This is a genomic window from Chitinophaga varians, assembly GCF_012641275.1.
GTDB lineage: Bacteria > Bacteroidota > Bacteroidia > Chitinophagales > Chitinophagaceae > Chitinophaga > Chitinophaga varians_A.
Genome location: NZ_JABAIA010000002.1, coordinates 2138551 through 2162254 on the forward strand (window position 1 = coordinate 2138551; position 23704 = coordinate 2162254).

Below are 23704 nucleotides of genomic sequence, written 5' to 3' on the forward strand. Positions count from 1 at the left end.
TAAAATAGATAGGCTTGTCCCATTTTCTTTTTCTGCCAAAGCCTTATCCATGCTGTATATTAGCTGAACTGCATAATTTACTCTAGGAGTTCGATATGCGTCGCCAGTAAATACCAGTTTATCGGGGTATATCGAACTTATGATCTGTCGCCGGGTTTCTACTGCACCACTTTCATATAAATTATCAAGCTGAGAAAGGTTTCGCATACCCTTTTCGAGAATCCCCTCAATGTTGTAGTTTTTCTTGGGAATCTCCACCAGCCTATCCTCTAGCTTTGAAATGGCTTTTTCATATTCTTCTTTACTTTGCCTAAAATCTTCGTCAGTGATTTTGTGTTGGAACAGGCATTTCCGTGCCTCCCTTATCAGGTCTGTATAGGTGTCAATTTGTGACATTAAACTATCCCTTTCGTCATTGGTGCTTTTAGTTTGGGCCTTAAAATAGTATTCGAGGGCAGGCCGGAAAATATCACGGAATGGAGATCGTGGCACAAACTTGCGAAGCTCTTTTGAAAAAAGCTGATTTGCCCTCTCTGCTGGAAAGCGGCATCCGCATGATGTTATGCAATGGTAATAGTGATAATGCTTGTATTTGCCTTTCGACGCGCTGCCGGTTAGCATCCTGCCGCAGCGAGGGCAAACTAAAAAACCGCGAAGCGGCAGGTTGTCATCAACAACAATCTTTGTCCGTTGCTTTTTACGCCGTCCGTCGAGAATTTCCTGTACCAGATAAAACAGAGTTGAAGATATGATAGGCTGATGTTTACCCTGCACAAAGATACTTTCCTCGTCCTTGAACTTAGGAACGTGAATTTTACCGCAGTAGATCGGGTTGCGGACAGCTCCCCAAAAATTATTTTTGCTGCATTTTAAACCGCGCCTGCGTGCCATCTGTAGGATCTGTTCTGTATTGAAACGGTTGGAGGCAATTTCTTCAAATACCCACTGCATAATACCTGCCTCCGGTTGCTTAGGGCAGATGTATTTAACCTTGCCGCTTTCGTCCGTTTTGTTTTGATACCCGATTGGAGCCGTACCCATCCATCGACCTTCTTTTCGAGCACGGCGCATTCCGTAAAAAACATTTAACGCCCTCCTGTCATTCTCGACTTCGGGCGTGGATAGATACACGGCCATCATGATCTTGCTTTCGGGAATCGTCATGTCCAAAGGCTGCTCGATAGCCTGCGGTTCCACCCCGAGTTTGCGAATGGTGCTAATCATCTGATAAGCATCCCCTGCATTGCGGCTGAAACGATCCCATTTGGTGAAAAGAACAAGATCAACCTGATTTTTCTTTTTCCGCCAATCGAACAGCAGCTTATTCCACTGAGGCCGATTGAATGTTTTAGCACTGTGATCCTCAAAGATTACTTGGCGAATTTGGATAAAATTGTGATCGCAGTATCTACGCAACACTTCCTCCTGGCTTCTTTGGGAGAAGCCTTTGTCCCGTTGGTCGTCTGTACTCACTCTGATGTATAAATCTGCTACTAACATATGGTTGCTTTTAAAAAAATTGATTAGCAATGATTATACGCGCAAAATTGTCGTTTCGAGGCCCGTATATTTTTAAAGCGTCGGCAAAAGATTCCATATCATCAATAGGCATAACGGTAATACCCATCCTGTTAAGATTCGCTTTAACAGTAAGCAAAGCCTCGAAGTTCCTGCTGAACCTATCCCATGAGGTGAAAAGTATAACATCCGGTTTGGCAGCAGACGACTGCAAACGTTCGTAGTATTCTGACCATCCGCTTCTTTCAAAAGTACAGGCGGAGCCGTAGTCGTATATTTTTTCCCGTATGGCTAACTGATGGATAGCACAGTATTCAGTAAGTAGTTTTTCCTGTTGCACAATACAGTATTTGGGGTTGGAAATGTCACCCCTTGCGCGTAGATATAAATCAGCTTTCTTCATGACTTAAAATTTCGGTGATTGTGATTTCAGCAAATAGATAGATAATGTCGAGGATGGCTGCGGCTTCTTCAACAGATACAGTAATGCCCTGTTCACCCAGTATTTTAACTGCGGTTTCCGGCTTCATTTTTTTGTCCATAACACACACTTGTTCATACTTCACAATTCCAAGTGCTACGAGGGATATAACGAAATTACTAATGAAAGCGCATTGTTTTGTTGCCCTGTGAGGTCTCGCAATCACTGTACGATCGTTCCGAACAAAGCAAGATGTATCTATGTGCCACAAATTTGAAAGATTTAGAAAACGTTTAATAAATCGTTGAAAAAATTAAATGTTTGTCGTTTACTCATGGAGGATTTGACCGCCTTTTTTTTGCTTTCTCTCGAAGAGAAATAACGTCCTGAATGTCTTTTACGATCCCCTCGTCAAATAGCACTTTCATACCGGGGCGATCCTTGATTAGTTGTTGTTTCTCCTTTTCCATATAAATGTCGTATAGATGCTCGTAAAGAGCAAAGTAGTAGCCAATCTGATAAATAAGAAGCTGACGTTTGAACTTTCGCAGTAGGCTTTTTTGTTGGATGCGATTAATGGAAGCAATGCGATTTCCAAGATCATAAAGATGCAGTTCAGTTGTTTTGAGCTGCTGGCGGAGCTGCTGTGTAGACCATTTTTTATAACGGTTGTCGGCAAAAATTTGAGGGAGGATGAGCATAGCGTTAAGGTATATGCGGAAAGTACGCGAATCGGCAGATTTTCTTAAATTTGAGGGTGTTGACTTTTACCGAAAAACAGTTGATTTTTACCGAATGAAAGCATGGTCGGTAAAAAGGATTGCCGCAATGGTTTCAATGGCGTAAATTCGCACACTCCAATCAGACTTTCTTCTGCGATAAATATGTATGCGTGTTTCAATGACTATATATACATATACACATACACGCATTTGTTACACAAACATGAAAGACTGGTTCCAGAAATATAACCGGCGTTTACAAGTAATTAACATTCGGAATTTGGAATCAATGTATTTTACATTATCCGTTATTTAAAACTGCTATGAACTACACAGAAAAAAGATCTATTGAAGAGGACATTAAAGTTCTCAAAAAGAATATTGAGGAAGTGAAAAAGGCTTCGCGTAAACCAATAGTGCAACGCCCTGCATTAATATATATAAATGGAGAACCACTTTTCAGACCATATACAATTAATGCAATACAAGGAAAAGAAGGCTGCCACAAAAGCCGGTTGGCAGAGATTATCTGCACCGCTGCCATAGCCGGAGATAATGAAGTCGCAAGTCCGGGCGGGAACTACCTGAACATAGTAGCTAATCCTGACATGCCCTGTCATGTGATGTATGTAGATACTGAGCGGAATACGCAGGACGAGTTCCCTGTTACTATTCGATCATTAAATCGAAATGCTGGTTATAGAGTGAATACAATTTCTACTCGTTTCCATCCAGTTCCAATACTGGATGTTTCGCGCGAAAATAGGTTGGCAGTTATACAACATTTTGTACAAGACCTACGAAAAAAAGTAAAAGAACACATATTTGTAGTACTGGATGTATCGACGGATTGCGTAGACGACTTTAATTCTGCCGGAAGTGCAAATAGGATTCACGACTGGATGAATGTTATGAGAATCCGGTATAACATGACATTCCTGTTGCTAATACATGAAAATATGAGCGGTGCTGAAAAAGCACGCGGGCATATAGGTACCGAACTTACGTTTAAAGCATCAACGCAATTGCAGATACGGCGTGTAAGTGAAGATGAGGATAAAGAAATATTCCAGTTAGTATTCAAAAAAATGCGATTTAAACGACGAAACGCGCCTATTTACGTAGCGTACGACCAAGATCTTGAAACTTTGGTACAGATAGAACATACTGACGCTGGCAAGGAAGAAAAGAAAGGCTCCAGTACCGGCAACGAATTACACGCTGCCCTGGCTGAAGCCTTTAGCGAACGACGCGAATATCCTCGTGCTGAACTTGCGTCTTTTGTAGCGAAAAGGCTAAACGGTGCTTATAACGAGAACACAGTTGCCCGTAAGCTGTCAGACCTTAGCCGTGAGGATCAATTTATATTGAACATCAACGGAGGTGGAAAATTTATATCGGAAAAGCGCAGTCGTGAAACCTTCTATTTGTTCCAGCCGATCGCTGAACATGAACTGGCGGATGCGCCGACTGCAAACTGAGCTATCGACAACCATCATTTTTTTACAATCAACCCCTCCTGCGATGGATCGTTTAATATAGTTTGCAACACCTCCTCAACTATATCTTGCACATCCTGTTTTATGATGGTGTAATTGTCCATAATGTCCTTGCGGGTTACAGGTTTTACCACTGGAACAGGTAGATAACCGTCCTTCTCATTTTTCAAGGCAGCGTTATCGACTTTTACATGAGCATGGAACCGTTTAAGCTCAATGGGCTGCTCAGGGGTATCCGCGCAAATTCCAACAAACTCACCACTCGATAAATTTGAAATCGTACTCACTGGCACGGCTATTTCCAGTTGCTTGCTTCGGGAAATGGACGTGTCACCGCTGTTGATGGAGATACTTTCACGATCTTGCATTGTTTTGCCGAGCCGTTCCGATACCTGTTTGGCAAGCTCCCCGCTGGTCTGTCCGATCATAATATTGCCGCATATATTCAACACTACATCAGCCCACTCTTTCCCGTACTGTAGCCTTAATTGATGATCCGATTGCATTGCCAAAATGGTAGAAATAAGGTGGCTTCGCGCACTAGCGATTTGGGTGGAGAGTTCCAGAAATGTGAGGGTGGGAAATTCATCCAACACAACCGCTGATTTGGTTTTGCCTGGCTGGTTCATGATCTTGCTGATCCGGGTCATGAACAAGCTGAGTAGAGGGCCGTATACTTCCTGCTTCTGCGGATTATTGGCAAGGCAAAGAATTTTCGGTGCGTCAGGGTTATTCACATCTAACGTAAAATCGTTGCCGCTTAGTAGGTAGTATATTGTTGGAGATGAAAGCCGGGCAAGACCAATTTTTGCAGCGTCAAGCTGGCCTTCCAATTGCTCCATTGTGTTTTCAACGAAGGCCGAAATGAAGGGCGAAATGAAGGCTGAAATTTCTGGCTCCGTTTGGAGTACAGTAAAGAGCTTATCCATTTTCACCTGCATAAACTCTATGGTGTGAGGCAATGTGCAATAGCGTCCATCTTGATACTTTCGTAGAAACCAAATGACAGATATAGTAAAATTGATGGCACTTTCCACAAAGAAATCGCCCTGCTTTTTAAGCCACGATTTATTGGTTCCAAGCATTAAAATTCGAGCGGCCTCCACTGCGTCTGATATGTCGTGCATCATTTCCGGGTACAACGGGTTGCAACGATTGCTGTGCGGTAGATCATCAAAATTTATGACGTAAAATGAGGGCTTAACCGGATAGCTATTCCGGTTTTTCAGGTAATGATTGTACGCAATAATGGTTAAGTCGGGATATTTGAAATCATACAACACCATTGCATGGTGTTTGGCAAGAAGTTGCCGGATTGCAGGCTCAATTAGGTATCTGGATTTTCCTGCTCCGGGCGATGCCACACAGAGTAGGCCACGCGCAGGCGAAACATAGTTCAGCCATGAATCCCGCCGAGAGCCTTTGTAAAAATAGAACGCAGGTAGGTTAATCGAAAACTCATTTTCAAGTAGTTTCTCCTGCTGCGGAAACGTTTCATTCTCCTTGTTAAAAATATCTCCGCTCAGTCTTTTTTTTAAAGACCTGGCTATTATACTGCCTCCTGTAATGAGTAGTATAAACGCCAGTGCATTTAATAATATGTATACAGTAGCAACAACTTGCGCCGGAAGTCTGTCTACAATTAATATCAGACCACTGATAAAGTAGATTATTAATCCGGAAAAGAGAAGAGCTACACCGGCTTTAGCGTCAGCTTTTTCATCCTTCCTGCCGCGCACTCCGAGTAAGGAAAGAAACAGGAACAAAAGTGCAATGAGTTTACTTTTGAAGTACCCTGATAGTAGCCCAGTCTTTATAATGTTTTTCAGTAATTGGTCTGATATATTGCTCGTCCACCCGACGAGCTTAAAAGCGTAATAGCAGTGGTGGTAGCAATGAAGGAGAAGAATTACTATTGCTATCATTCTTGTGAGGTCAATGATCTTTTTCAACCCCTGTTCGTTTTCACCTGTTCGCATTGACATAACAAAATATTTTTGTACTTGATCTACTGGCTTCCGAAGTATTCTTTACTGGATTCGCACCTGCGGAATGTTGGTTGCCAGCAGGTTTAATGAAATAGTCTTTTTCGCTTTTTCCTTTTTCTTTCGTCAAATTCAGCCTGCGGAGAGGTTTCCTTTTCTACCTCGAATACCGATTCAATAGCGCCCTTAACCGCGTCTGCCGGTGTCGGCTCTGGCTTGGGTGAAATAGAAGATTTGGGTTTGAGGTGGAGGGAATCAGGATGTGCTGACGGGATCTGCTGAATCCGATTTTGCACTTGGTTCGCACTGTAGGCTTTGCCGAGATCAGAACCATTAAAAACAGTATGGGTTTTGTGATCTACGTAAGTCAGCCCATAGATGATACCATCGGCGTTTTGCCGAACCACGAGAGCGATCCGCTCTTTCTTTAGATGTGTTTGCAGTTCGGGGATAGTCATTTTCCCTTTTGTTGCAATGATGTAGTCAATCGCATTGCGAACACGCTGCATGTGCGGGCGGCGGTCGATCTGATTTTGCTGAAATCTTTTTTCGAGATTTTTCAGTGTGGGTTTGTTGTAGATGTGGCTTGCAGGGATAGGCACGCCCACTTTTTGGCCATAGTTATTAAGTGCTCTATAATATAGTCCACCGGCTTTGTATATACGGGAATCTTTACTGCCCGGGTCAGCGGCGATATTATACGGCCGTAAGACGGCATTCAATTCCGGTAACGAGGTGTATTTGTATTTCGGCAGGACTGCATCGAGGACTTTGGCGATAGCCCGCTTAGTACCTGGTCCATCATATTTGCCATATACAATTTTTTCGGCATTCACCGGTTTTACTTCATCTACCTGCTGCCGCTGTTTTGAATCTGCCCGGACGAGATTAAAGTCCTTTTCTATTTGTTTCCGGGCCTTTTCAGACTGGTTTTTGCCGATGTTATGTAATGGAATCCGTTTTCCATTTCTGCGGATGTTCGTGGTAACAATATGGATGTGCGGGTGGCTGGCATCCTTATGACGATAAACGAGGTATGGCTGATCTCCAAAGCCGATTTTCTGAAGGTAAGAATCAGCAATTTTTTGCAGCGTACTGTCGTCGATTTTTTCCGATGGATCAAAATTCAAAGAGATATGGACGCTGTTTACTTTCGTGCGCTCGTTACGAGCCGCGAGGTTCTGTAATGTTCCCAGTTTGTCGGTGATGCCTAGCTTATGTGTGTCCTTTGCGAAGTTCCGGGAATGAATGAGGACAGCAGCGGACTGCTTTACCTTATGTTCATTGTAGTGGAGTGCATTGCGCAGGGACTTGCTGGCGTTTACTCTTGCAACCATTTGTCATTGATTTGAGCGATTTTCTCTTTGATCTCGCTGATCTTTTCGTTCAAGGCTTTACGGCCAGCTTCATTCAGTGAGAGCCAACCTGCGAGGTCAGATTTATCATTGAGCATGTGGAGTTTTTTGACGACCTGGTTGTAGTTGTTGGCGATGGCATTCAGCTCGTCTTTGAGCAGAATTAATACTGCCATTAAGTCATCGAGCGACTGGTTTCTGTGATACATTTTGATGGGCTTATCCAATAGGATTTTCCGAATATGCTCACTGAATTTTTGGCTTGACGAAGTGGTGAATTGTGCGTATAGCTTATTGTATTCCTCCGGCGTGAGCCGCACATGGAGGTGCTTGTCGCGATTGATCTTTTGCGCTTTCATTTGATAAATATTGAATGGGAAAAAATGGTTCTTTTAGCGCCTGTGGCGATTCCCGGCCCCGACTTCGGAGAGGGCCGGCCAGATTCGGTTGAGGCTTGTGCCACAACCGTACATCTGGCCGATCGCGGCGCAGCAGGCGATCTCAGATTTTGTCATGGGTGACAAAATGGGAGTGCAGTACTGGATGCAGCAATGGCCTATGGAGGACATGGGCCGTTGCCCAGGTGAGTAGAGTACCTATCGCCGGGAAATGCTAAGGGCTTCGGCGCTGTTGGTGCTGGTTATGCTGGTGCTGTTGTTGTGGATGATTTGTTAGCAGCCAGTCATTGAGGTCTTTGGAAGGTGCATATAGCCTGCGTTCGTCGCTGAATTTATGGCAGTCGATAGCCATTGCCTGCTTAGTTACCTTGTCGCCTGACTTGTCGTTGTCGAGATATAATTTAACACGATCATGGGCTGTCATGCGGGAAATATTATTGCCGAAAAAAGAGAGGGAGTTTAGTATCAAAAAATTGGTTGGTGGCTGTTGTTTGTTGCGATTAATGGCTTGATGGGAGAGGAAATTAAAGAAGCCTTCAAATACTGCAAGCTCACCTGATTTGTTGTCTATAAATGTGGACGTTTTGGGTGCGGAGCTGGCTTTGATATACTTGTTGCGCAGCTCATATCCACCAGCATCATTTTTGAATCCGATGGCATAATAATTTTTCCCTTTGAGATCGTAATGCACCTCTTTCAAATATCGTTCTGCGGTATCTAAGGGAATGCCGCGTTGTCGCACATACTGGATCAATGGAAGTGATGTTATCGGCTGTACTCTGCGGATAGTAATTTCACTCTGTGGCCCGTTTGGATCTTCCTTCTGCTGGGTTGGTCTAAACGTCGGAGTGTTTGCATCCAGTTTTTGCAGAAAATCTTTCACGGAGCATTGGTGGAACCGGATGCCGAAGTCGATCAGGTTGCCGTGGTCACCACTACCCCAATCCTTCCATTTGTTCATGCTCCGATTGATCTTGAAAGAGGGTGTCTTTTCATCCGGACGTAGCGGGGAAATATACCAGTAATGAGGTTCATTAATCGTCTTGGGCTGGAATCCTATTTTGGCAAGATAGTCTACCATGTCCAGCTCTTTCGCTTGCTCTATTGTCATAACTCACAGTTTTCAAAATCCACTAATCAATAATGCAGATACAAAAATAACTCTGTGGCACAGCGGGGAACATACCCCTGCAAATAAGGAAGTAGGATAAGCATGGATGTGATGATGGAAGAAAATATTTTTACAACAGAAAAATATTGTTCATAAAAACGCAAGTGTATGTTAAGTGCAAAAGACGTAGTGGTGGTGTTTGAAACATTACTCGCAAGCCCGGGAATGGGCGATTCGGTGAAGTTGTCTGTGAACCAACCGCGCAGACTAATCCTGCTTTTGGTGAAAGTGATTGATTCCGGCTTAAAGAATCGTGAAGATAGTCTGCTTGCTGGTATGGATGAAAATACTGCTGCCGAGATAAAAGGCATTGCGGACGAGTTGCTGAAGAAAGCCGGGCTGACTGAATTAAACGAAAAAATTTCTTTGTTAACGCAGAAATGAAATGAAAATGGAAAACAATGTACTGGCGTGGGGAACAGCCTTACAATTGGGCCTGCGTCCGAAGGATTATCCTTATGAAGCAAAAATGATTCCTACCGGATTGGTGGTTGCCCGTTTGGACTTCAAAATATGGGCAAAGAAGGTAATGGGGATTAATGGTTACTTTTCACAGGAAGGAGGTTTGAGGTTCCAGTTGACGGTATTTCTCAACAAACGGTTACGAAACTATACCCTGAACAGTGAATCGTTGGACTTTGCATTTTGTCCAGTGGATTATAGGTATGAATTGAAAATCGGAATACGGAAAGGCAGACCATTTTTGGAAAGCATTCGATGCCTGGAGTTGTAGTGCATTTTTGATTCTGGTAATGGTAAGCTGCCGCCATGCGTTGTCTTCTATCAAATGAGCTAACGCATGGCGGCAGCTTCTTTTGGATCATGTTCTATTTTTTTTCCACATATCAAATAGATCCTTTTCTGCATCTTTTGGATCGAGGTAAATCGGGTTCATAGTTGATGTGGGAACTTCATAAACTATTTTTCCCTCCCAATGGGTTTCAAAGAAAAAGTAACCATCGAGATATGTATGAAAAGCTAAAACATCACCGTCTTCATTCAGGTTTTCTGCATATGGGTATTTATCCGGATCTGAAAGTGCCTCCTGCATAGTTACTCGTCTCGCAGACCGGCAGAAAACCTTATAAGCGTTTTTCCTTTTAGGTATTGACATATGGTTTTTTTTAAGTGGGAAAATGGCGGCGCCGGATGGGGCGCCGCTGATTATTAGTTACTGTGCGCCGTCTCCTGTTTCATAAAGGCCAGCTACCATATAGGCGTGATCTACGGCGCTTCTACTGATAAACTGTTGCCAGGCGTTGCCCTCGGAACGGGAGAAGCGGAAACCCCTGCTACGCAAACGGTTTATAATATCTTCATTCGGCTTGTTCGGAAAGAAAAGCTGTACCCGGTTTGCCTCTGTATTTATTACTACACGAACACCATTTATCGTTTTTTCAGCGGTTATAAGCTGTTCCAAACGTTCTAGTTGGGCAATGCGTTGTTTTACCCTACGGATATTGGCGTTGTTGTTTCGGAGGGTGTAATCTGCGAAGCCAGTACGCTTTAAATAGTCAGGCGTTGTAATCTCCAGCCAGATTTTTTCTGTGGCGTGGGGAAGGTTCATAAATGCCGCTTTGTTACGGGATTTGACGCATTTATTAGCTGCTTTCATAAATGCTTGGGTACTTTCCAATACTGCAAGTTTGTCCTTTAGTTTGGCGATTGCCTGCGGATCGTCTGATGAAATAGAATCATTCGCCTCTATTGTGGCAGCCTTGTTTTCATAGTACCTGGCCTTGTCACTGGCTGCAATGGATTTTCCATGTGTAGTGTGAATTTTCTCCCGGTATCTCCGATCCCTCTTTTCAGAATGATGCCCTACCAGTATTGGCTGGCCCATAGGAATATAAGAGGCCATATCCATAGCCTTGTTATACAGGTTATCAGATTCCTTTTTCAATTTAGCCGCCTGCTCGTTTGCGTAGTCAATGCGGTTCTGTCGGCGTTCTTCATAATTGTGTTTCATAATGATGTGTTTTAATGGCCTGCCCTCCATGTCCACGGAAGGCAGACCGGTTAAGGAAAAAAGTGTCTCTGAGGAAATTCTATGAAAGAAGTGTGTAGGCTGCTATGATCTTTTTGCTCATAGCCTCGGCCTCAGCAAGCCGGTGCTGGTTGGTATCAGGATGCCATTGCCGTATCAGTTGACGGAATGCCGTTTTTATTTCTGCTGCGGAAGCTGCCGGTGATATGCCTAGTATCTCATGCGGAGTTTGCACAGCTTCATTCATTAGTACGGTAGCATCTTCCTTGCTCATAGTCTGTTTGAACGCATCCCGCCAGCTCTGAGCATTGCCGTGGCCGCCTGCTGTATCGTATGTCTGGTAACCGTCGAGGAAGCCTTTTTTCTTTGCCATAGTCTAATGGTTTATTAGATTCACTTCATACGGTGTACAGTTTGCCGGTAGCCCGAGGGCGGAAAGGTGTTTGCAAGTCCGGTGCGTTCTCCAGCGCGGACAGGAACAGCCCCAATACCTGCCTTTTTTGTTCTGTGCGATAACATAGAGGCGATTGGATGTTTCGCTTTTTACGTTGAATCTGTGTTGCCATTGGTCATTATCAGGCAATACCATTTCAGGCCGTACAAATATTGTCGGTTGCATATCGTTTGTATTTAAGTATGATTTAAAAAATGAGCTGGTGAGCGAACTTGAATTTCTCGTTAGTGGTTTCGTGCTGGACGTACTGATCCAAACAGTGGCAGGTGTACAGTGCTATCATTCCATCGAAAAGCTGATCGGAAAACGCTTTCGGTGATTTTGCCAGTTTTTTTCCGTACTCTGAAATAATGCTGCTGGTTTCCGCAGCATAGCGCAACCAATGATCGGGGCCGATGATTGGGTTTTCTTTCCAGTCCTTACGGAGATCATCGGGAGCGGCGGTTATCCTGTCGGATAGTGCCTTTGTAAAATCGAGGAACGACGGCATTTCTTCGGGAAAAAGTTCACAGATTAATTTTGCTTTGTGAACATTGTACATTTGATTAAGTGCGGGCATGTGATTAAATTTTAGAGTGAGAGAATAAGCGCGGATTGCTCCGCGCTGGTGTTATTTCAAAAAGCCTTGTTGCTGGATATTCTTTAGCCATTGGTTTGCAAAAAGGCAGTGCTGATGTTGGTAGCCTGGCCAGAATGCTACAACTGTATTATTTTCTATTTCGATGCTTTCCTCATATAGTGGAAAGCTGTCCTGTTGGAACATCTGGGGGCAGACGTGAAGGTTTTTAAAGTCTGTTGGTTCCTTCCGGCAATCAACGACGAGAAAACACATTTCGGGGTCACGCATCAGGTCGCCGTTCATTTCGTAGTAGTGGCAAAGGCTGTAGATAGTGCCTTCTCCTGCGGCAGTAGTTATGAACCTGTTTAACACTTCCACCGTCAAAGGCATGAAGCCGGAGGATTCGAGTTTTACGTGCGATTGAGTTCCCAATTTTTCCAAGATTTGGCTAAATATTTCGGTAGCCTGTTGACTGATCTTTTTCATGAGATAAATTTTTTGAGTGAAAAGAAAAGATGAGCGGAGCGGCGGTTGTGCCGCCCCGGTATAATCATGCTTCGTTAAGTTCTTTTTTGGATTTGCCGTGTACAGTCTGCGAGCCGTATTTGGCGCGGATTTGTTCGAGGGGTGCGCCGTTGCCGCGCACTTTAAAGGCTTCATTTCTGTAGAACCATGCTACCTTTTTGGAAGCGAATATGAAGCGGGCATCTTTCAAGGTTTCCTTGACTGGTTTGGTATCACCGGTAACCCATATCCAGTTGCCGACCAGCTCAATAGTGATGCCGGGCAGATGAATGATTTTTTCAATCACTGCGCGGTATTCTTCGGACAGTTTTAACTCTTGGTCTACCTGTTCATCGGTGAGGCCGGAACCCTTCGCAATGAAGGCACAGGCAAAAGCATATTCTTTATTGATCTCCTGCATAGTGGCAGTATCTCCGCCCATGTCGGGATGATGTTCTTTTGCCAGCTCGCGGTAAAGTGTCTTAACTTCTTCTATGGTTTTGCAGCTATTGAAATATTTCATGACTGATATTTTTAAAAGTTAAAAAGGGAATAGTTTGCAGCGGGTGCGGGTTTACTGTTGCGGGTGCTGTGTTTAGCGCGCAGGTAGCCTACGGCTACATCGTCATTTTTAAAGATTACCCACGCAGACAGCAGGGCCGTAGAACGGTTGGTACAGCGGCGGCGCTGTATTTCCCATGACATGCGCATCAGGCGGCTAAGTGTTGTTGTTTTCATCGATAAAAAGTTTATAGTGAGGAAGGAAGCCGGGGGCTTTCCCCGGCGGTGGTTCTACTGATTGGGATTTTTCAACAAGTCGTTTAACTTCTGTTTTACCGCTCTTGCTGTCTCGCCGTGCCATGAGTGTGCATTGGCGAGAAAGTAACAAACAATGCTGCGGGCGCTGTCTTCAAAAAAGTGATCGTTGATGCTGTCCAATGTTTCCAGTGCGGACAGGTAGGGTTTAGCGGTATAGTGTACGTTCTTCCAATCTGCGCGGATGATCTTCGCGATTTCTGATAAGTTGTTGGGAATTTGCATAACGAAAAAGTTTTGAGTTAAACATTGCGGCTTACTGTGTGCGCCGCTTTCTTCTTTTTCGCACGCAAAGCGTATTAGTGTTTTCAGGAAAGAAAAGAACTGCCTGCCAGAAAAAAATACTACCCGAGGCCCGTAACAATAAAAGCCATCGAGGGTGGAGATTTTTTTCCAGGGCTGTTCTTTTTGCATCCTGAAAACAGTACATCTATTGGAGTATTGTTGTAATTGTGTAACTATCGTGTGTACGTAGACGTTATTAACAAGTGGTATGTAATCGTGATTGGAAAAATGCTGTGAGTAATGGCGCTGGTGAAAGGAAAGCAGGACGTACAAGAGTGCGACGCAACGGATGCTATATTGATGTTCTTACGCCGACTACCCAAATACCCTAGCTATTACCGGTAGAATGATGTAAATAGAAATGTTTACAGGCTTTCGGCTGATTTCTCCTGTAATTCAATCTACTACTAGATAAATATGTAAATAAAGTAGACGAAGCCTATATGCTGAAATGGTTGGAGTTTAGTAAATTTATATAGGGGCAGCTTAACCGGACAATACCCCGTATTCAATAACCATTTTAAATTAATACGGAAAGATGCCAGCAACTTAATAGTAGGTAACCCATTAATCATTTAAACCCACCCTATATGTTTACCTTGTCCGAACGAACGAACGGAGTGGTTAGCTTTATGCCAAACAGTCCTTACGCTTTACCACAGTTCCACATTCCCGGAAGTCTAGCTTTCCAGTCCACTAACAGTTTTGGCGATTTTTTTTATCAGGAAGTACAGCAGGAACATTTCACTATCTGGCGAAGTACCTACCAGCCTTACGAAGATGTATCGCTGCGTGTGCGGCGGGATCAGCGATGGCTGGGTTTTCGGCTAATGCTGAAGAAGCACATAGCGCATGTGTTCCTGGGCAAGCCTATTGGAATTATGCAGGGCCAGATGCACTTTGCCTATTTTCCTTTAACAGATGTTGAATTGCACCTAAAGGGGAACGAGGTATATGAGGTAGTGGATATGCAGGTATCGCCAGCTTTGTTCAGCCAGCTAAAACAACGCGGGCGCACGTTTGAGAATTTTGCAGCACAGATAGGATCAGATCGGCCCGTGTGGATTGCGGATAGGCCGGCGTGGAGTAGTTATACAGTGTTAGAAGCAATGGAAGACCTGCTGAAAGATCCCACAAGAGAAGTTGTAGCGAAGCACATTTTACAAGAGGTCGTCAATACACTTATCAAAAACAAAGAGCATGATAAGAAGATAGCTTTTGACCAGGTGGAGAACTTATATCTCGTCCGGGAGATGATCCGGAAAAGGTACCCGGAGGCTATGACGTTGAAACAATGGGCGAAAGATACACGCATGAACACCACGGATTTTAAGTACAAGTTTCGGCAGGTGTTCGGTATTACGCCGTATCGCTACCTGATGTACGAACGTGTGAAAGCAGCGAAGCACATCATGCTGTCCAATCCACAATTACCGCTTAGTGAGGTGGCGAGACAATGCGGATTCCGTACATACAATAATTTACGGCGTGCTTTCTTTCCGATGGAGAAAATAAAGCTGTCTGCATGGCGTGATAAAAATATCGGAATGGCTTTTCAATTATTAGTAGAGCTGATGTTGTTCGATTGGATGTAAAAAATACAATGTGTCAAAAAAGCAGTTTTTTACATCAAAAAGGAAATTTCAATTTTCCGATATTGTTAGCAATGTGGCGGCTTCCTACCTTTAGTACAGATTTAGCAGACACAATAGAAATCCTGAAGACCGCAGTTTAGCCAAAGGACAGTAACTCTAACTTACCAACAACAGAATGGAGCGTATAGTAATAAGGATAACCCTTATAGGGAATTGTATTGCCTATCATAACTATGAATTTCCATAAAACATATCGCTCATACATATCCGCAGATAGCCGTTGGCACATAGTGGCAGAGGTAGCGGCAGGTTTGCTCATATGCCTTTTCCTGTTTACTGGACTTGATAAATTGTATAATTATTATCAGTTCAAAGATGCGTTGGGTAAGTCTCCCCTGTTGGTAGACATAGCGAATGTGCTGGCATGGTCACTCCCTGTAACGGAAATCATGATAGCCGTGGCGCTGTTCATTCCCGTAACACGTAAGGTCGGTTTTAAGGCGACCATCATAGTAATGTTGGTATTTATCGTTTACCTGAGCTATATGATGGCCTTTGCGCCGAAGCTGCCGTGTATGTGTGCGGGCTTGCTGGAATCTTTGTCGTGGAAGTCGCACATTGTGTTCAATTTTTTGATGATCGTTCTGGCGATACTTGGAATAGTGGCCAGCGGTAAACGATCCAGTATAGGTAGCCGAGCGCCTCCTGCATGAAGGGGTAATTTGTCCGGTATTCATCGTAAACAATTTTGATAACAACAAAAATTTCATGTCATGAAAAAGTATTTGTTCGGCATACTTGCCGCTGTGGTCGCATTTACTGGTTTTGCATTCAAGGAAGCCAAAAGCTCAAAGCGTGCTGATATGTACGTGTTCGAGTTCCGGAGCAGCCAGCCTTACACTCAAGCCAATGTGCAGAACCCCTCAAACGCTTATTGGGAGTACAAAGGCAAAAACCTGAGCGGCTGCGCTAATATCAATCAGAAGGCCTGCCGCGTGCTGGTGAGTGCCGATTATGTGGATGACCCCAACAGTCCTACAGAGCTGGCCGGAGTTTCCATCTCCGCTACCCAAAGTGGGACTACAGCTCACGTGACCGGAATATCCGGCAGCGGAAATCTGTATTCTAATCAAGCGGACTGATCTGTAGTTACGCAGGATAAAAAAGGCTATCCCTTTATGTTAGGGATAGCCTTTTTATCTTGTGTGGAGAAATTCGTAGAACCTTTGTAGGGTGCGGATTTGGCGCGGATAAAATCATTAAATTTGAACAAAATAATTTGATAAATATGCGAACAACTTTCTATGTACTGATTGCATTGCTGCTGGTGTCTTGCGGGTCTAAAGAATTGACAAGAGAGAAAGCCGCTGAGATCATCACAAAGAAATATCCGAAAACAATAGATTGGGAGGTTTTCACCGCAGACCCTAGACATGCTGCCCGTGCCCTGGAGACGAAGCTGGTGGATGAAGGGTATATCAAAGTAGCAACGACGCAATCGCTTGGCGATGCGGGGCAGCCCCTTATCACGTTCACCGGTCAAGGGTCGCAGTATTTGCTACCTGTAACAGAAAAGGACAAGACATACAGCATCCAGCGGGTAAAGGTGGGAGAACTGCATTTTAAAGAGATCGAGAGTATTCAGCCAGAGGGCGACGGGAAGGCCATCGTGGTATATACTGTGGAGCATCTACACAATACGCCGTTTGCGGCCCTCTCTCACTATAAGCTGGAAGGTGTTGAAAAGAAGAAGGCCCGATTTTCCCTGACTGACGATGGATGGAAAGCGGAGGAAAGAGAATAACGACATTAAAGGCTGCCATCTGGTAGCCTTTTTGCTGTAGGGCATACTCCCATAGCGGTTGTACCTTTCCGGTATAGTGAAAGGCGGGTTTTATTATGGAAAAAGAGTATATTTATAGAAATCGAAACAGAGAGATGAGTGACGAAATAAGAAAATCGATAGAACCCGCTGAATTGTTGAAAGGGGTTGCAGCGTTAGAAAAACATTTTGCTGGATTTGCAGAAATGCAGGAACGTATTTCCCATGCTGCAACTGAGTTTCAGAAAATGATGCAGAGTTCGTTCATGAAGGCAGCAGAAGCGCATGATGAAATGGTTCAGACGATCCGCCGGGCGCTGGATGTAGACTTTTCGTATATGGCACCGGTGCTGCAAGAGCTTTCCCAATATGGCTGGTATCTGAATTTGGGAATGAACGTGGCAGATGTTGCGGGGGCGAAGCGAGTTTTGGCATCTGGTGATGAAAACCAACTGAACGTTTATATGGCTGAAGTGCTACAACGGGAATTGACAGGCGATGTAGCGCGTTTATGTCATAGACACCCGAATAGATCTGAAGCCATTGAACAGGCATTCAAGGCGCATAATGCGGGCTTTTACTACGCTTCCATGCCGGTAGTATTTGCGCAGGTTGATGGCCTGTCGTGTGAATTGACCGGGTATAAGTTCTTCGACAACGATAAGACAAGGAATTTCGAGCCACAGATTGCAAAATGGGTGAATGCACACGCAAGTGTCAGTAGTTTAGAGGTAGCATACCTTTCGGTGCTACTCGATAAAGGTGCATTTCAAAAGCACCGGAGCAATCCTAACCTGATTTCATTTACCAGACACAGTATACTACATGGTGAAACGACTGACTACGGGACAGAAATAAATTCGCTAAAGGCGTTTTCCCTGCTGGTGTTTGTTAGTGATATGTGTACACGATAATATTGTAAAAAAAGTATCTTAATATGCAAGAAACAATTATTCCAGATGATGACGGGAAAGGATTCGTTTTAGGGTTTGAGGGTGGCGATGTAGAGTTTATAAACCCGGTGGATTATTATTCTGGTTGGCAAAAGAAGAAGACAATTGCCTTGTATAAAGCATTGCTGTTTCATAAGAATCCCTTACTGGCCAAGGATATATCGGAAGCCTTTTACGAGAAACATGCGGAAGAAAACTGGAAAGAAATTCATGAGAAGATTTTGAAAACGGATATACCACCTACGTTGCTACAGGTTTTGGGATCAAAATCTAAGAAAGAGCAGGAGCAATTGATGAAGAAAACGGAATTTGACGCTTTCCAGCTTTGCGCGTTCCTTTTTGCTGCGCATGACCAACATGGTTATACTTTCAGCAATTATGTCACAGAACAACTACCGAAAAATGTTGATCAGGATGAACTCCCATTGTTTATTCATGTTAAAGAAGATGGGACTGTTGAAAAAGCAGGGGAAACGACGATGAGTGAAGGACAATTAAGGGCAGTCGTGAATTTTAGGCGGGTGGTAGTAGCGAAGTTCCTGGACAAAGGGAATGAGTGGCATTGTTTTTTCGTAGTATATAGAAGTTTGAGGGGAGAAGAAAGCTGGCGAGGGGGCCAACCTCATTTCCACTATATATCCGATAAATGGGGGCAGTCCCGAGATGAGGTAGTGGCGATGTTCAAGGGTGACAGATACCCGACTACATCAGTCCATATCCCGTACAATGAAAAATAACAGTTGTAGAAATTATTGTGTATGGATGGGATAAAATTCATTGATAGAAAAGGGCGCAATGTTGAGGTGTCAAAACCTTACGGCGCGGGTGGCACTTCCTACCATGTAAATGTAAATAGATTTCACTATGGACAGATCGTGAGGGTTAACGGAGGGCAGTGGATCGCATATCCGAACAGCAATGACCTGCCAAAAGCATATTGGGATGCACTGGTGAAGTGGGTTGAAGACAATGAACGTAAAGAAGAAAAAGAGGGCGGCCATTGAGCCGCCCTTGTTGTAGGTCTATGTCAGTTAAAGAATGTTCCCTGTTCTAACGGATTGTCTTACGGGTTCTGTGGAACATTGCTGCTCACAATATCTTTTGGCAGTGGCAATGCGAAATATTTGTCGTTGGGTTGGAGCTTATAGAGCTTACCTGCTACACTACGCTGTAGGGTGATATTGCGGCCCTCTTTATTCAGGCGCTTTATGTCCATCCACCGAAGTCCCCGCATGTAAAGCTCTTTACGACGTTCATCGAGAATCAGGTCTATGGCTTCTATGGCGCTGGCTGGTTCGACCACAGGAGGGGCGCAGGTTTTATCCCACCGGGAGATCAACAAGGCCCGTAGATCAGATTTTGCCTGTTCCAGCTTACCTGTTCTGGCGGCACCTTCGGCCCGGATCAGAAACAGTTCGTCGGTGGCGATGCCCGTAAAATACTGCCACTCGTTACCAGTATAACTACCTTTAAAGTGGTAGGCGTTGTCCACAGGAGTATACAGCGCAATAAGCCGGAGATCCTGCGGGCTGTATTGCTTTATTATGTTTGAATCCACGGCAACGGTGGAAGGATTTATTATGTAATTGGTTGTTGCCATTTCTGTATAGAAAAGTATCTCCTTATTGAACATGCGGAACGGCACTTGTTCGGTAATGCTGCCGTTTATGTCTGCGTCACCGTTGAAATTCATAAGGTCATTTTTTATCCGTAACGCCGCATCTGCATATTGATACGCGCTATCATACATGCGCATGGAAAGAAAAGTCCGTGCGAGTAGGCCGTATGCTGCCGCTTTCGAGGGCCGCATGGGAAGGGCAGGTAAATCGGGCAGCAAGGCGGCTGCTTCCTTTGCGTCGTGTAACACCCGGTCATATGACTGCTGTACGGTGGCCCGCTGGCTTGGTTCGTTAAAATCCGAGGTATTACGCAACACGATACCCCAATCTTTCGCAGCCGTAGCGGGATCGTATGCAGGCGCATATGTCCATAGTAACTGTTGGTAATAGTAACTTCTAAAAAATAGCGATGCTCCTTTAATTTGATTCCATGTTGACAAGTTACTGGAGGCAGGAATTTCCTGTAGCTGCTCCAGACAAAGGTTCGCGATGAAAATTGGCTCGTAGGCTATTGACCAGTCATTTTGAAATAAATAGTCTTTGACCTGCCATGTGTAAATCCGCTGTAGTTCTACTTCGATGTTATCGAACTGGTTGCCCGGCAAAAAATAATCATCAGCCGATGCTTCTGAAAAATTCGGTGTCCGTTGCAGATTCATGCGGTTGGTGTTGTCCAGCAGCGCCTGAAGATCAGACAGGGTTTTGGGAACAACCATCGTATCGTCAGGTTGCACCTCTAAGTATTTGTTGCAGCCTCCGAGAAGGCCGCCCAATAAGCCAATGAGTAGTATAAATGCGGTGTTTTTCATAATTCGATTGTGTGTTTAAAGTGATGCGCGGATGCCCGCGGAAAAGGTTTTTGGTGTAGGTAGACCATTCGGAAAGTCCGGGTCAAGGCATCGGTCGTTGGCCCGCCACAGGATGCCCAGGTTAGCAACGTTGATGTATAGCTGTATATGCTTCAACGATTCGATACCGAACGGGCGCACCGGTGTATATGTCAGGTTGATATACTGTAACCTGACATGATCGCCTTTTAGGGCATTGATCGTACTGTAGGCGTAGAACATATCGCGGGTGCCGTCTGCGGGATATTTGAAGGCAGGAACAGTGGTGCGATTTTCATCACCGGGTTGCTGCCATCGATCTGCATACTCTTTGTTGCCCATTGTTCCGGAGATGATGCCAGAGTACGAAATAACCGGTTTACGGAAATAATAACCAAGTTTGTATGCGATGTTCACCGTCAGTTCAAAATTTGCATAGGCAAACGTGTTTATCAGGCTGCCGGTAGACGTTGGGATGGACGAGCCAACATATATGATACTCGGTTGATGCTCTCCTTTTCCGGAAGTGGAAGCCAGCATCGCAGCGTAATCTGTGCTTTTGGCCCCGTTCAAATATCCCTGTGGGTTACCTTCTCCATCAAGGCCGGCCCACTGGAAGGCAGCAAGTGAATACAGGGGCTTTCCAATCACCGGAGTGATGCTCCGGCCCCCACTTAACAACGTGTTGATTGTTTGGGCAGATTCATCGAAGTACTTCGTAGTCTTATTGCTTACATAGTTGTAAATAGCGGTGGTAGTCCATTTCAGCTTTCCTGAAAGGTTTTTGCTGTTCAGCATTACATCGATCCCATTGCCGCGCATGTCTGCGACGTTGGCGATGAAAACGTTGGACGCTCCCCACGCCGTATAATCATAGGGCATCGGCCCGTATAGATCAGCGCCTTGTTTGCGGTAATAGTCGATACTGCCGGAAATGAAGCTATTCGAGAATTGCAGGCCGATATTCAGTTGCTTAACTGTTTCCCAACGCAGGTGCGGATTGTTGAGCGTGGCGATGGTCGCAATTGGCAGGTTTGTTACAGGATCTACAGAATACACCGCCACCGGCAGGGCCGTGCGAGAAAGGTCTACATTGCCCGAGGTTCCATATGTGGCCCGGAGCTTTACTTGCGGGAGCCACTGTATGTTATAAAAGCGTTCCTGCGAAATATCCCATCCGATACCAGCAGACCACAGCGGCTTCCACCTGTCATTTGTTCTAACGCCAAAAGCGTTACTGCCGTCGCGCCGCGCGCTGGCGGAAAGACTGTATTTCGCTTTGTACGTATAGTTCAGGTTGGTGAAAAGAGAAACAAAGCGGTTCGTGGTGCTACTCGGCAGCCCGGCATCCGCAATGATCTGGTTGCGGCCAGTAATAAAAGTAGGGTACGGATTGATGAAGTCCATTTTTGCGTAAGCCAACGGCTGTGCATTATAACCATAGTAGATGTTCTTGTAGCTATCCGCTTCAATCTCCTGTATCTCTGCACCGGCGAGTGCGACTATGCTGTGGTCTTGCCAGCTCCGGTTAAAATCAAGCTGACCGCGCAGGTTTTGGCTGCTCCTGTTTGTAAGCGTTGTACGGAGAATATCTCCCAATGGAACAATTCGGGTTACTTCACCGGTAGATCGGTTGACCTGGCTAAACAGGTTAATGGTATTGCGGGCATCAAAACTATTCATTCCTGAAAGGCTTTGCAGGTCGGTGCGCTGCCGCTGGTATTGATACAGGATGCTGCCCTGCAGAAATGGTAGAATTTTGTAGGTGGCCGTTATGTTGGCGATTATCTCGTCGGTTTTGGTGGTGGCCCTCCGCTGCTGGTATTCGTCCAGCGGGTAGTATTTCCAATCTAATAAATGACCAGCTCCGGCGGTATCTACGTAACCATCCCGGTAATACTTAGGTACAGAAAGCGGGTTGCCCGCTGCGTCAGCAAACGCAAGATTTGGAGCGTATCTGCCGTTTATACTGGCTACTGTGCTGAAACTTTCCTTTCCGGTCATAGCCTTGCTGTTGGTGTAATATGCGTTCACATCAATCTGTAGTTTTTTGGATAGTTTGAAGGAATTGGACAGGCGCAGGTTTATCTTGTCAAAGGTTGCGCTAAGGTTATCAATGTTGCGGTCATAGGCTCCCGCCATCAACCACGTCATATTACTGCTGCCACCTGACACGTTCAAGGAGTATTGCTGCGTAACGGCTGGCCGGTAAAAGTGTTTTTCGTACTGCGCTTTGCTATCGTTTGCCTGTAATGCTGTTACTTGTGCGGCGCTGTCGGCTGCGGAAATCAAACCATTCTTTCGCTTTTGCAGTACTTCGATCAACTGCGGAACAGATACGTAGCGGCGGTTCAACGCACTGTTGAAGTAGTTTTTGCCATACAAAAAGGTTTCAAGGCCCATGTAGTCCGTTACACTCATGTCTTGAAGAGTGGAAAGGTCAGGCTTTCCCTGCAAGATCAAACCGGAAGAAATGGAAATGGTTGGTTTTTGATTATAACGGCCCTTCTTTGTAGTAATGACGATAACGCCGTTACCGGCGCGGGCACCCCATATGGAGGCTGCCGCCGCGTCTTTTAAAACAGTGATGCTCTCAATGTCGTTTGGGTTGATGTTTGAAATGTCACCCTGAAATACGAAGTTGTCGAGTACCACCAGCGGATCTAGCGAGCCGTTTATGGTGCTCAGTCCGCGGATGTTTATACCTGTTTTGTTGTTGGTGCTATTGGCATTGCCATAGCCGGGATTGAAGCTGAGGCCCGGCGTAACATTTTGCAGGCGGTGGAGGATGTTGGTGCCGGTCTGCTGGTTCAGCACCTTGTTGTCGATAACAGCAAATGCTCCGTTGACTTGGTTTGGCTTCAATCGCTGGTAACCAGTACTGATGGTGACCTGCGCAAGCTCTGTAGCAATAACACTCATTACAGCCTCTATGGCTTCCTCCGGTTTTGTAATCGGTATCCGGAGGGGGCTATAGCCAATATGGGTAAACAACAGGGTATCGGGAACCTGTGATAAAGACAGGCTGAAGGTGCCATCGTTTCGTGTAGTGGTCCGGGAGTTGTTTTTTTGTGCTGATACTGAAATGCCAGCCAGCGGCATCTGCTCAGTTGAGTATACACGTCCCTTGATCTCCACGCGGATGGTGGGTTGTGCCAAAGCTGCGGCACTGAGGAAAAAGAAAAAAACTGCTAAGATCAATTTCATTTAGAAA

At 45.0% G+C, this 23704-nt stretch carries 27 protein-coding genes and 1 pseudogene; 10 read left to right on the top strand and 18 right to left on the bottom strand.

Annotation, left to right across the window (positions count from 1 at the left end; translation table 11 throughout):
• Positions 1-561: 561 nt before the first annotated feature.
• The 4 genes and pseudogenes from HGH92_RS34370 to HGH92_RS23440 all read right to left on the bottom strand — a co-directional run.
• Positions 562-1500: pseudogene (locus tag HGH92_RS34370) on the bottom strand (recombinase family protein); the annotation flags it as partial.
• A 10-nt stretch (positions 1501-1510) separates the two neighbouring features.
• Positions 1511-1921 carry a recombinase family protein gene (locus tag HGH92_RS23430; RefSeq protein WP_168873157.1) on the bottom strand — a complete coding sequence of 137 codons (411 nt, stop codon included), beginning with the start codon at positions 1919-1921 and terminating at the stop codon, positions 1511-1513.
• Complete coding sequence (locus tag HGH92_RS23435) at positions 1908-2060, bottom strand: hypothetical protein (RefSeq protein ID WP_168873158.1); 153 nt, start codon at positions 2058-2060, stop codon at positions 1908-1910. Before HGH92_RS23435 ends, HGH92_RS23430 begins: the two co-directional genes overlap by 14 nt.
• A 211-nt stretch (positions 2061-2271) precedes the next feature.
• Positions 2272-2640, bottom strand: a complete 369-nt coding sequence (locus tag HGH92_RS23440; protein WP_168873159.1) for a hypothetical protein — start codon at positions 2638-2640, stop codon at positions 2272-2274.
• A 344-nt stretch (positions 2641-2984) separates the two neighbouring features.
• Between HGH92_RS23440 and HGH92_RS23445 the strand changes: the two genes are divergently transcribed.
• Positions 2985-4142: an AAA family ATPase gene (locus HGH92_RS23445; protein WP_168873160.1), complete on the top strand. Its 1158-nt coding sequence runs from the start codon at positions 2985-2987 to the stop codon at positions 4140-4142.
• A gap of 14 nt (positions 4143-4156) precedes the next feature.
• Here HGH92_RS23445 and mobC read toward each other — a convergent pair whose 3' ends face one another.
• From mobC to HGH92_RS23465, 4 genes are all read right to left on the bottom strand, one after another.
• Entirely contained in the window at positions 4157-6145 is a 1989-nt protein-coding gene (gene mobC, locus HGH92_RS23450; protein ID WP_168873161.1) for a conjugal transfer protein MobC, read from the bottom strand.
• An 86-nt stretch (positions 6146-6231) separates the two neighbouring features.
• A complete protein-coding gene (locus HGH92_RS23455) occupies positions 6232-7482 on the bottom strand; it encodes a relaxase/mobilization nuclease domain-containing protein (RefSeq protein WP_168873162.1) in 1251 nt (416 codons plus the stop codon).
• The gene (locus HGH92_RS23460) at positions 7467-7859 is read right to left on the bottom strand and encodes a plasmid mobilization protein (protein ID WP_168873163.1); all 393 of its coding nucleotides are present in this window, start codon (positions 7857-7859) and stop codon (positions 7467-7469) included. Before HGH92_RS23460 ends, HGH92_RS23455 begins: the two co-directional genes overlap by 16 nt.
• A 253-nt stretch (positions 7860-8112) precedes the next feature.
• A complete protein-coding gene (locus tag HGH92_RS23465; RefSeq protein WP_168873164.1) occupies positions 8113-9009 on the bottom strand; it encodes a toprim domain-containing protein in 897 nt (298 codons plus the stop codon).
• Between the two features lie 168 nt (positions 9010-9177).
• Between HGH92_RS23465 and HGH92_RS23470 the strand changes: the two genes are divergently transcribed.
• Together HGH92_RS23470 and HGH92_RS23475 are read left to right on the top strand one after the other, a co-directional pair.
• Positions 9178-9453: a hypothetical protein gene (locus HGH92_RS23470; protein ID WP_168873165.1), complete on the top strand. Its 276-nt coding sequence runs from the start codon at positions 9178-9180 to the stop codon at positions 9451-9453.
• Between the two features lie 7 nt (positions 9454-9460).
• Positions 9461-9802, top strand: a complete 342-nt coding sequence (locus tag HGH92_RS23475; protein WP_168873166.1) for a hypothetical protein — start codon at positions 9461-9463, stop codon at positions 9800-9802.
• An 87-nt stretch (positions 9803-9889) separates the two neighbouring features.
• Here HGH92_RS23475 and HGH92_RS23480 read toward each other — a convergent pair whose 3' ends face one another.
• From HGH92_RS23480 to HGH92_RS23515, 8 genes are all read right to left on the bottom strand, one after another.
• Positions 9890-10183: a hypothetical protein gene (locus tag HGH92_RS23480; RefSeq protein WP_168873167.1), complete on the bottom strand. Its 294-nt coding sequence runs from the start codon at positions 10181-10183 to the stop codon at positions 9890-9892.
• Positions 10184-10240: 57 nt separating this feature from the next.
• A complete protein-coding gene (locus HGH92_RS23485) occupies positions 10241-11038 on the bottom strand; it encodes a DUF3560 domain-containing protein (protein WP_168873168.1) in 798 nt (265 codons plus the stop codon).
• Between the two features lie 79 nt (positions 11039-11117).
• Positions 11118-11429: a J domain-containing protein gene (locus HGH92_RS23490; protein WP_168873169.1), complete on the bottom strand. Its 312-nt coding sequence runs from the start codon at positions 11427-11429 to the stop codon at positions 11118-11120.
• Positions 11430-11697: 268 nt separating this feature from the next.
• Entirely contained in the window at positions 11698-12069 is a 372-nt protein-coding gene (locus HGH92_RS23495) for a hypothetical protein (RefSeq protein WP_168873170.1), read from the bottom strand.
• 51 nt (positions 12070-12120) lie between these two features.
• Positions 12121-12555, bottom strand: coding sequence for a DUF6908 domain-containing protein (locus tag HGH92_RS23500; RefSeq protein WP_168873171.1), 435 nt, complete (start codon positions 12553-12555; stop codon positions 12121-12123).
• A gap of 64 nt (positions 12556-12619) precedes the next feature.
• On the bottom strand, positions 12620-13096 hold the full coding sequence (locus HGH92_RS23505) for a J domain-containing protein (RefSeq protein WP_168873172.1): 477 nt from the start codon (positions 13094-13096) through the stop codon (positions 12620-12622).
• A gap of 11 nt (positions 13097-13107) precedes the next feature.
• Positions 13108-13311 carry a hypothetical protein gene (locus HGH92_RS23510; RefSeq protein WP_168873173.1) on the bottom strand — a complete coding sequence of 68 codons (204 nt, stop codon included), beginning with the start codon at positions 13309-13311 and terminating at the stop codon, positions 13108-13110.
• A 54-nt stretch (positions 13312-13365) separates the two neighbouring features.
• Positions 13366-13614, bottom strand: coding sequence for a hypothetical protein (locus HGH92_RS23515; protein WP_168873174.1), 249 nt, complete (start codon positions 13612-13614; stop codon positions 13366-13368).
• Positions 13615-14264: 650 nt separating this feature from the next.
• Between HGH92_RS23515 and HGH92_RS23520 the strand changes: the two genes are divergently transcribed.
• The 7 genes from HGH92_RS23520 (at position 14265) to HGH92_RS23550 (ending at position 19048) form a co-directional block, all read left to right on the top strand.
• Positions 14265-15269, top strand: a complete 1005-nt coding sequence (locus HGH92_RS23520) for a helix-turn-helix domain-containing protein (protein WP_168873175.1) — start codon at positions 14265-14267, stop codon at positions 15267-15269.
• Positions 15270-15502: 233 nt separating this feature from the next.
• Entirely contained in the window at positions 15503-15982 is a 480-nt protein-coding gene (locus HGH92_RS23525) for a MauE/DoxX family redox-associated membrane protein (protein WP_168873176.1), read from the top strand.
• Positions 15983-16042: 60 nt separating this feature from the next.
• Positions 16043-16411: a hypothetical protein gene (locus HGH92_RS23530; protein ID WP_168873177.1), complete on the top strand. Its 369-nt coding sequence runs from the start codon at positions 16043-16045 to the stop codon at positions 16409-16411.
• A gap of 146 nt (positions 16412-16557) precedes the next feature.
• Entirely contained in the window at positions 16558-17073 is a 516-nt protein-coding gene (locus HGH92_RS23535; protein ID WP_168873178.1) for a hypothetical protein, read from the top strand.
• A gap of 95 nt (positions 17074-17168) precedes the next feature.
• Positions 17169-18005: a hypothetical protein gene (locus HGH92_RS23540; protein WP_168873179.1), complete on the top strand. Its 837-nt coding sequence runs from the start codon at positions 17169-17171 to the stop codon at positions 18003-18005.
• A 23-nt stretch (positions 18006-18028) separates the two neighbouring features.
• Positions 18029-18781 carry a hypothetical protein gene (locus HGH92_RS23545; RefSeq protein WP_168873180.1) on the top strand — a complete coding sequence of 251 codons (753 nt, stop codon included), beginning with the start codon at positions 18029-18031 and terminating at the stop codon, positions 18779-18781.
• Between the two features lie 21 nt (positions 18782-18802).
• Positions 18803-19048, top strand: a complete 246-nt coding sequence (locus HGH92_RS23550) for a hypothetical protein (protein WP_168873181.1) — start codon at positions 18803-18805, stop codon at positions 19046-19048.
• A gap of 59 nt (positions 19049-19107) precedes the next feature.
• Here HGH92_RS23550 and HGH92_RS23555 read toward each other — a convergent pair whose 3' ends face one another.
• The gene (locus HGH92_RS23555; protein ID WP_168873182.1) at positions 19108-20472 is read right to left on the bottom strand and encodes a RagB/SusD family nutrient uptake outer membrane protein; all 1365 of its coding nucleotides are present in this window, start codon (positions 20470-20472) and stop codon (positions 19108-19110) included.
• A gap of 15 nt (positions 20473-20487) precedes the next feature.
• Positions 20488-23697, bottom strand: a complete 3210-nt coding sequence (locus HGH92_RS23560) for a SusC/RagA family TonB-linked outer membrane protein (protein WP_168873183.1) — start codon at positions 23695-23697, stop codon at positions 20488-20490.
• Positions 23698-23704: the final 7 nt, after the last annotated feature.

What these genes read in the sequence shown, in the direction of transcription:
- HGH92_RS23430 (WP_168873157.1), bottom strand. Translation starts at nt 1,921, where the DNA reads ATGAAGAAAGCTGATTTATATCTACGCGCAAGGGGTGACATTTCCAAC.
- HGH92_RS23435 (WP_168873158.1), bottom strand. Translation starts at nt 2,060, where the DNA reads ATGGACAAAAAAATGAAGCCGGAAACCGCAGTTAAAATACTGGGTGAA.
- HGH92_RS23440 (WP_168873159.1), bottom strand. Translation starts at nt 2,640, where the DNA reads ATGCTCATCCTCCCTCAAATTTTTGCCGACAACCGTTATAAAAAATGG.
- HGH92_RS23445 (WP_168873160.1), top strand. Translation starts at nt 2,985, where the DNA reads ATGAACTACACAGAAAAAAGATCTATTGAAGAGGACATTAAAGTTCTC.
- mobC (WP_168873161.1), bottom strand. Translation starts at nt 6,145, where the DNA reads ATGTCAATGCGAACAGGTGAAAACGAACAGGGGTTGAAAAAGATCATT.
- HGH92_RS23455 (WP_168873162.1), bottom strand. Translation starts at nt 7,482, where the DNA reads ATGGTTGCAAGAGTAAACGCCAGCAAGTCCCTGCGCAATGCACTCCAC.
- HGH92_RS23460 (WP_168873163.1), bottom strand. Translation starts at nt 7,859, where the DNA reads ATGAAAGCGCAAAAGATCAATCGCGACAAGCACCTCCATGTGCGGCTC.
- HGH92_RS23465 (WP_168873164.1), bottom strand. Translation starts at nt 9,009, where the DNA reads ATGACAATAGAGCAAGCGAAAGAGCTGGACATGGTAGACTATCTTGCC.
- HGH92_RS23470 (WP_168873165.1), top strand. Translation starts at nt 9,178, where the DNA reads ATGTTAAGTGCAAAAGACGTAGTGGTGGTGTTTGAAACATTACTCGCA.
- HGH92_RS23475 (WP_168873166.1), top strand. Translation starts at nt 9,461, where the DNA reads ATGGAAAACAATGTACTGGCGTGGGGAACAGCCTTACAATTGGGCCTG.
- HGH92_RS23480 (WP_168873167.1), bottom strand. Translation starts at nt 10,183, where the DNA reads ATGTCAATACCTAAAAGGAAAAACGCTTATAAGGTTTTCTGCCGGTCT.
- HGH92_RS23485 (WP_168873168.1), bottom strand. Translation starts at nt 11,038, where the DNA reads ATGAAACACAATTATGAAGAACGCCGACAGAACCGCATTGACTACGCA.
- HGH92_RS23490 (WP_168873169.1), bottom strand. Translation starts at nt 11,429, where the DNA reads ATGGCAAAGAAAAAAGGCTTCCTCGACGGTTACCAGACATACGATACA.
- HGH92_RS23495 (WP_168873170.1), bottom strand. Translation starts at nt 12,069, where the DNA reads ATGCCCGCACTTAATCAAATGTACAATGTTCACAAAGCAAAATTAATC.
- HGH92_RS23500 (WP_168873171.1), bottom strand. Translation starts at nt 12,555, where the DNA reads ATGAAAAAGATCAGTCAACAGGCTACCGAAATATTTAGCCAAATCTTG.
- HGH92_RS23505 (WP_168873172.1), bottom strand. Translation starts at nt 13,096, where the DNA reads ATGAAATATTTCAATAGCTGCAAAACCATAGAAGAAGTTAAGACACTT.
- HGH92_RS23510 (WP_168873173.1), bottom strand. Translation starts at nt 13,311, where the DNA reads ATGAAAACAACAACACTTAGCCGCCTGATGCGCATGTCATGGGAAATA.
- HGH92_RS23515 (WP_168873174.1), bottom strand. Translation starts at nt 13,614, where the DNA reads ATGCAAATTCCCAACAACTTATCAGAAATCGCGAAGATCATCCGCGCA.
- HGH92_RS23520 (WP_168873175.1), top strand. Translation starts at nt 14,265, where the DNA reads ATGTTTACCTTGTCCGAACGAACGAACGGAGTGGTTAGCTTTATGCCA.
- HGH92_RS23525 (WP_168873176.1), top strand. Translation starts at nt 15,503, where the DNA reads ATGAATTTCCATAAAACATATCGCTCATACATATCCGCAGATAGCCGT.
- HGH92_RS23530 (WP_168873177.1), top strand. Translation starts at nt 16,043, where the DNA reads ATGAAAAAGTATTTGTTCGGCATACTTGCCGCTGTGGTCGCATTTACT.
- HGH92_RS23535 (WP_168873178.1), top strand. Translation starts at nt 16,558, where the DNA reads ATGCGAACAACTTTCTATGTACTGATTGCATTGCTGCTGGTGTCTTGC.
- HGH92_RS23540 (WP_168873179.1), top strand. Translation starts at nt 17,169, where the DNA reads ATGGAAAAAGAGTATATTTATAGAAATCGAAACAGAGAGATGAGTGAC.
- HGH92_RS23545 (WP_168873180.1), top strand. Translation starts at nt 18,029, where the DNA reads ATGCAAGAAACAATTATTCCAGATGATGACGGGAAAGGATTCGTTTTA.
- HGH92_RS23550 (WP_168873181.1), top strand. Translation starts at nt 18,803, where the DNA reads ATGGATGGGATAAAATTCATTGATAGAAAAGGGCGCAATGTTGAGGTG.
- HGH92_RS23555 (WP_168873182.1), bottom strand. Translation starts at nt 20,472, where the DNA reads ATGAAAAACACCGCATTTATACTACTCATTGGCTTATTGGGCGGCCTT.
- HGH92_RS23560 (WP_168873183.1), bottom strand. Translation starts at nt 23,697, where the DNA reads ATGAAATTGATCTTAGCAGTTTTTTTCTTTTTCCTCAGTGCCGCAGCT.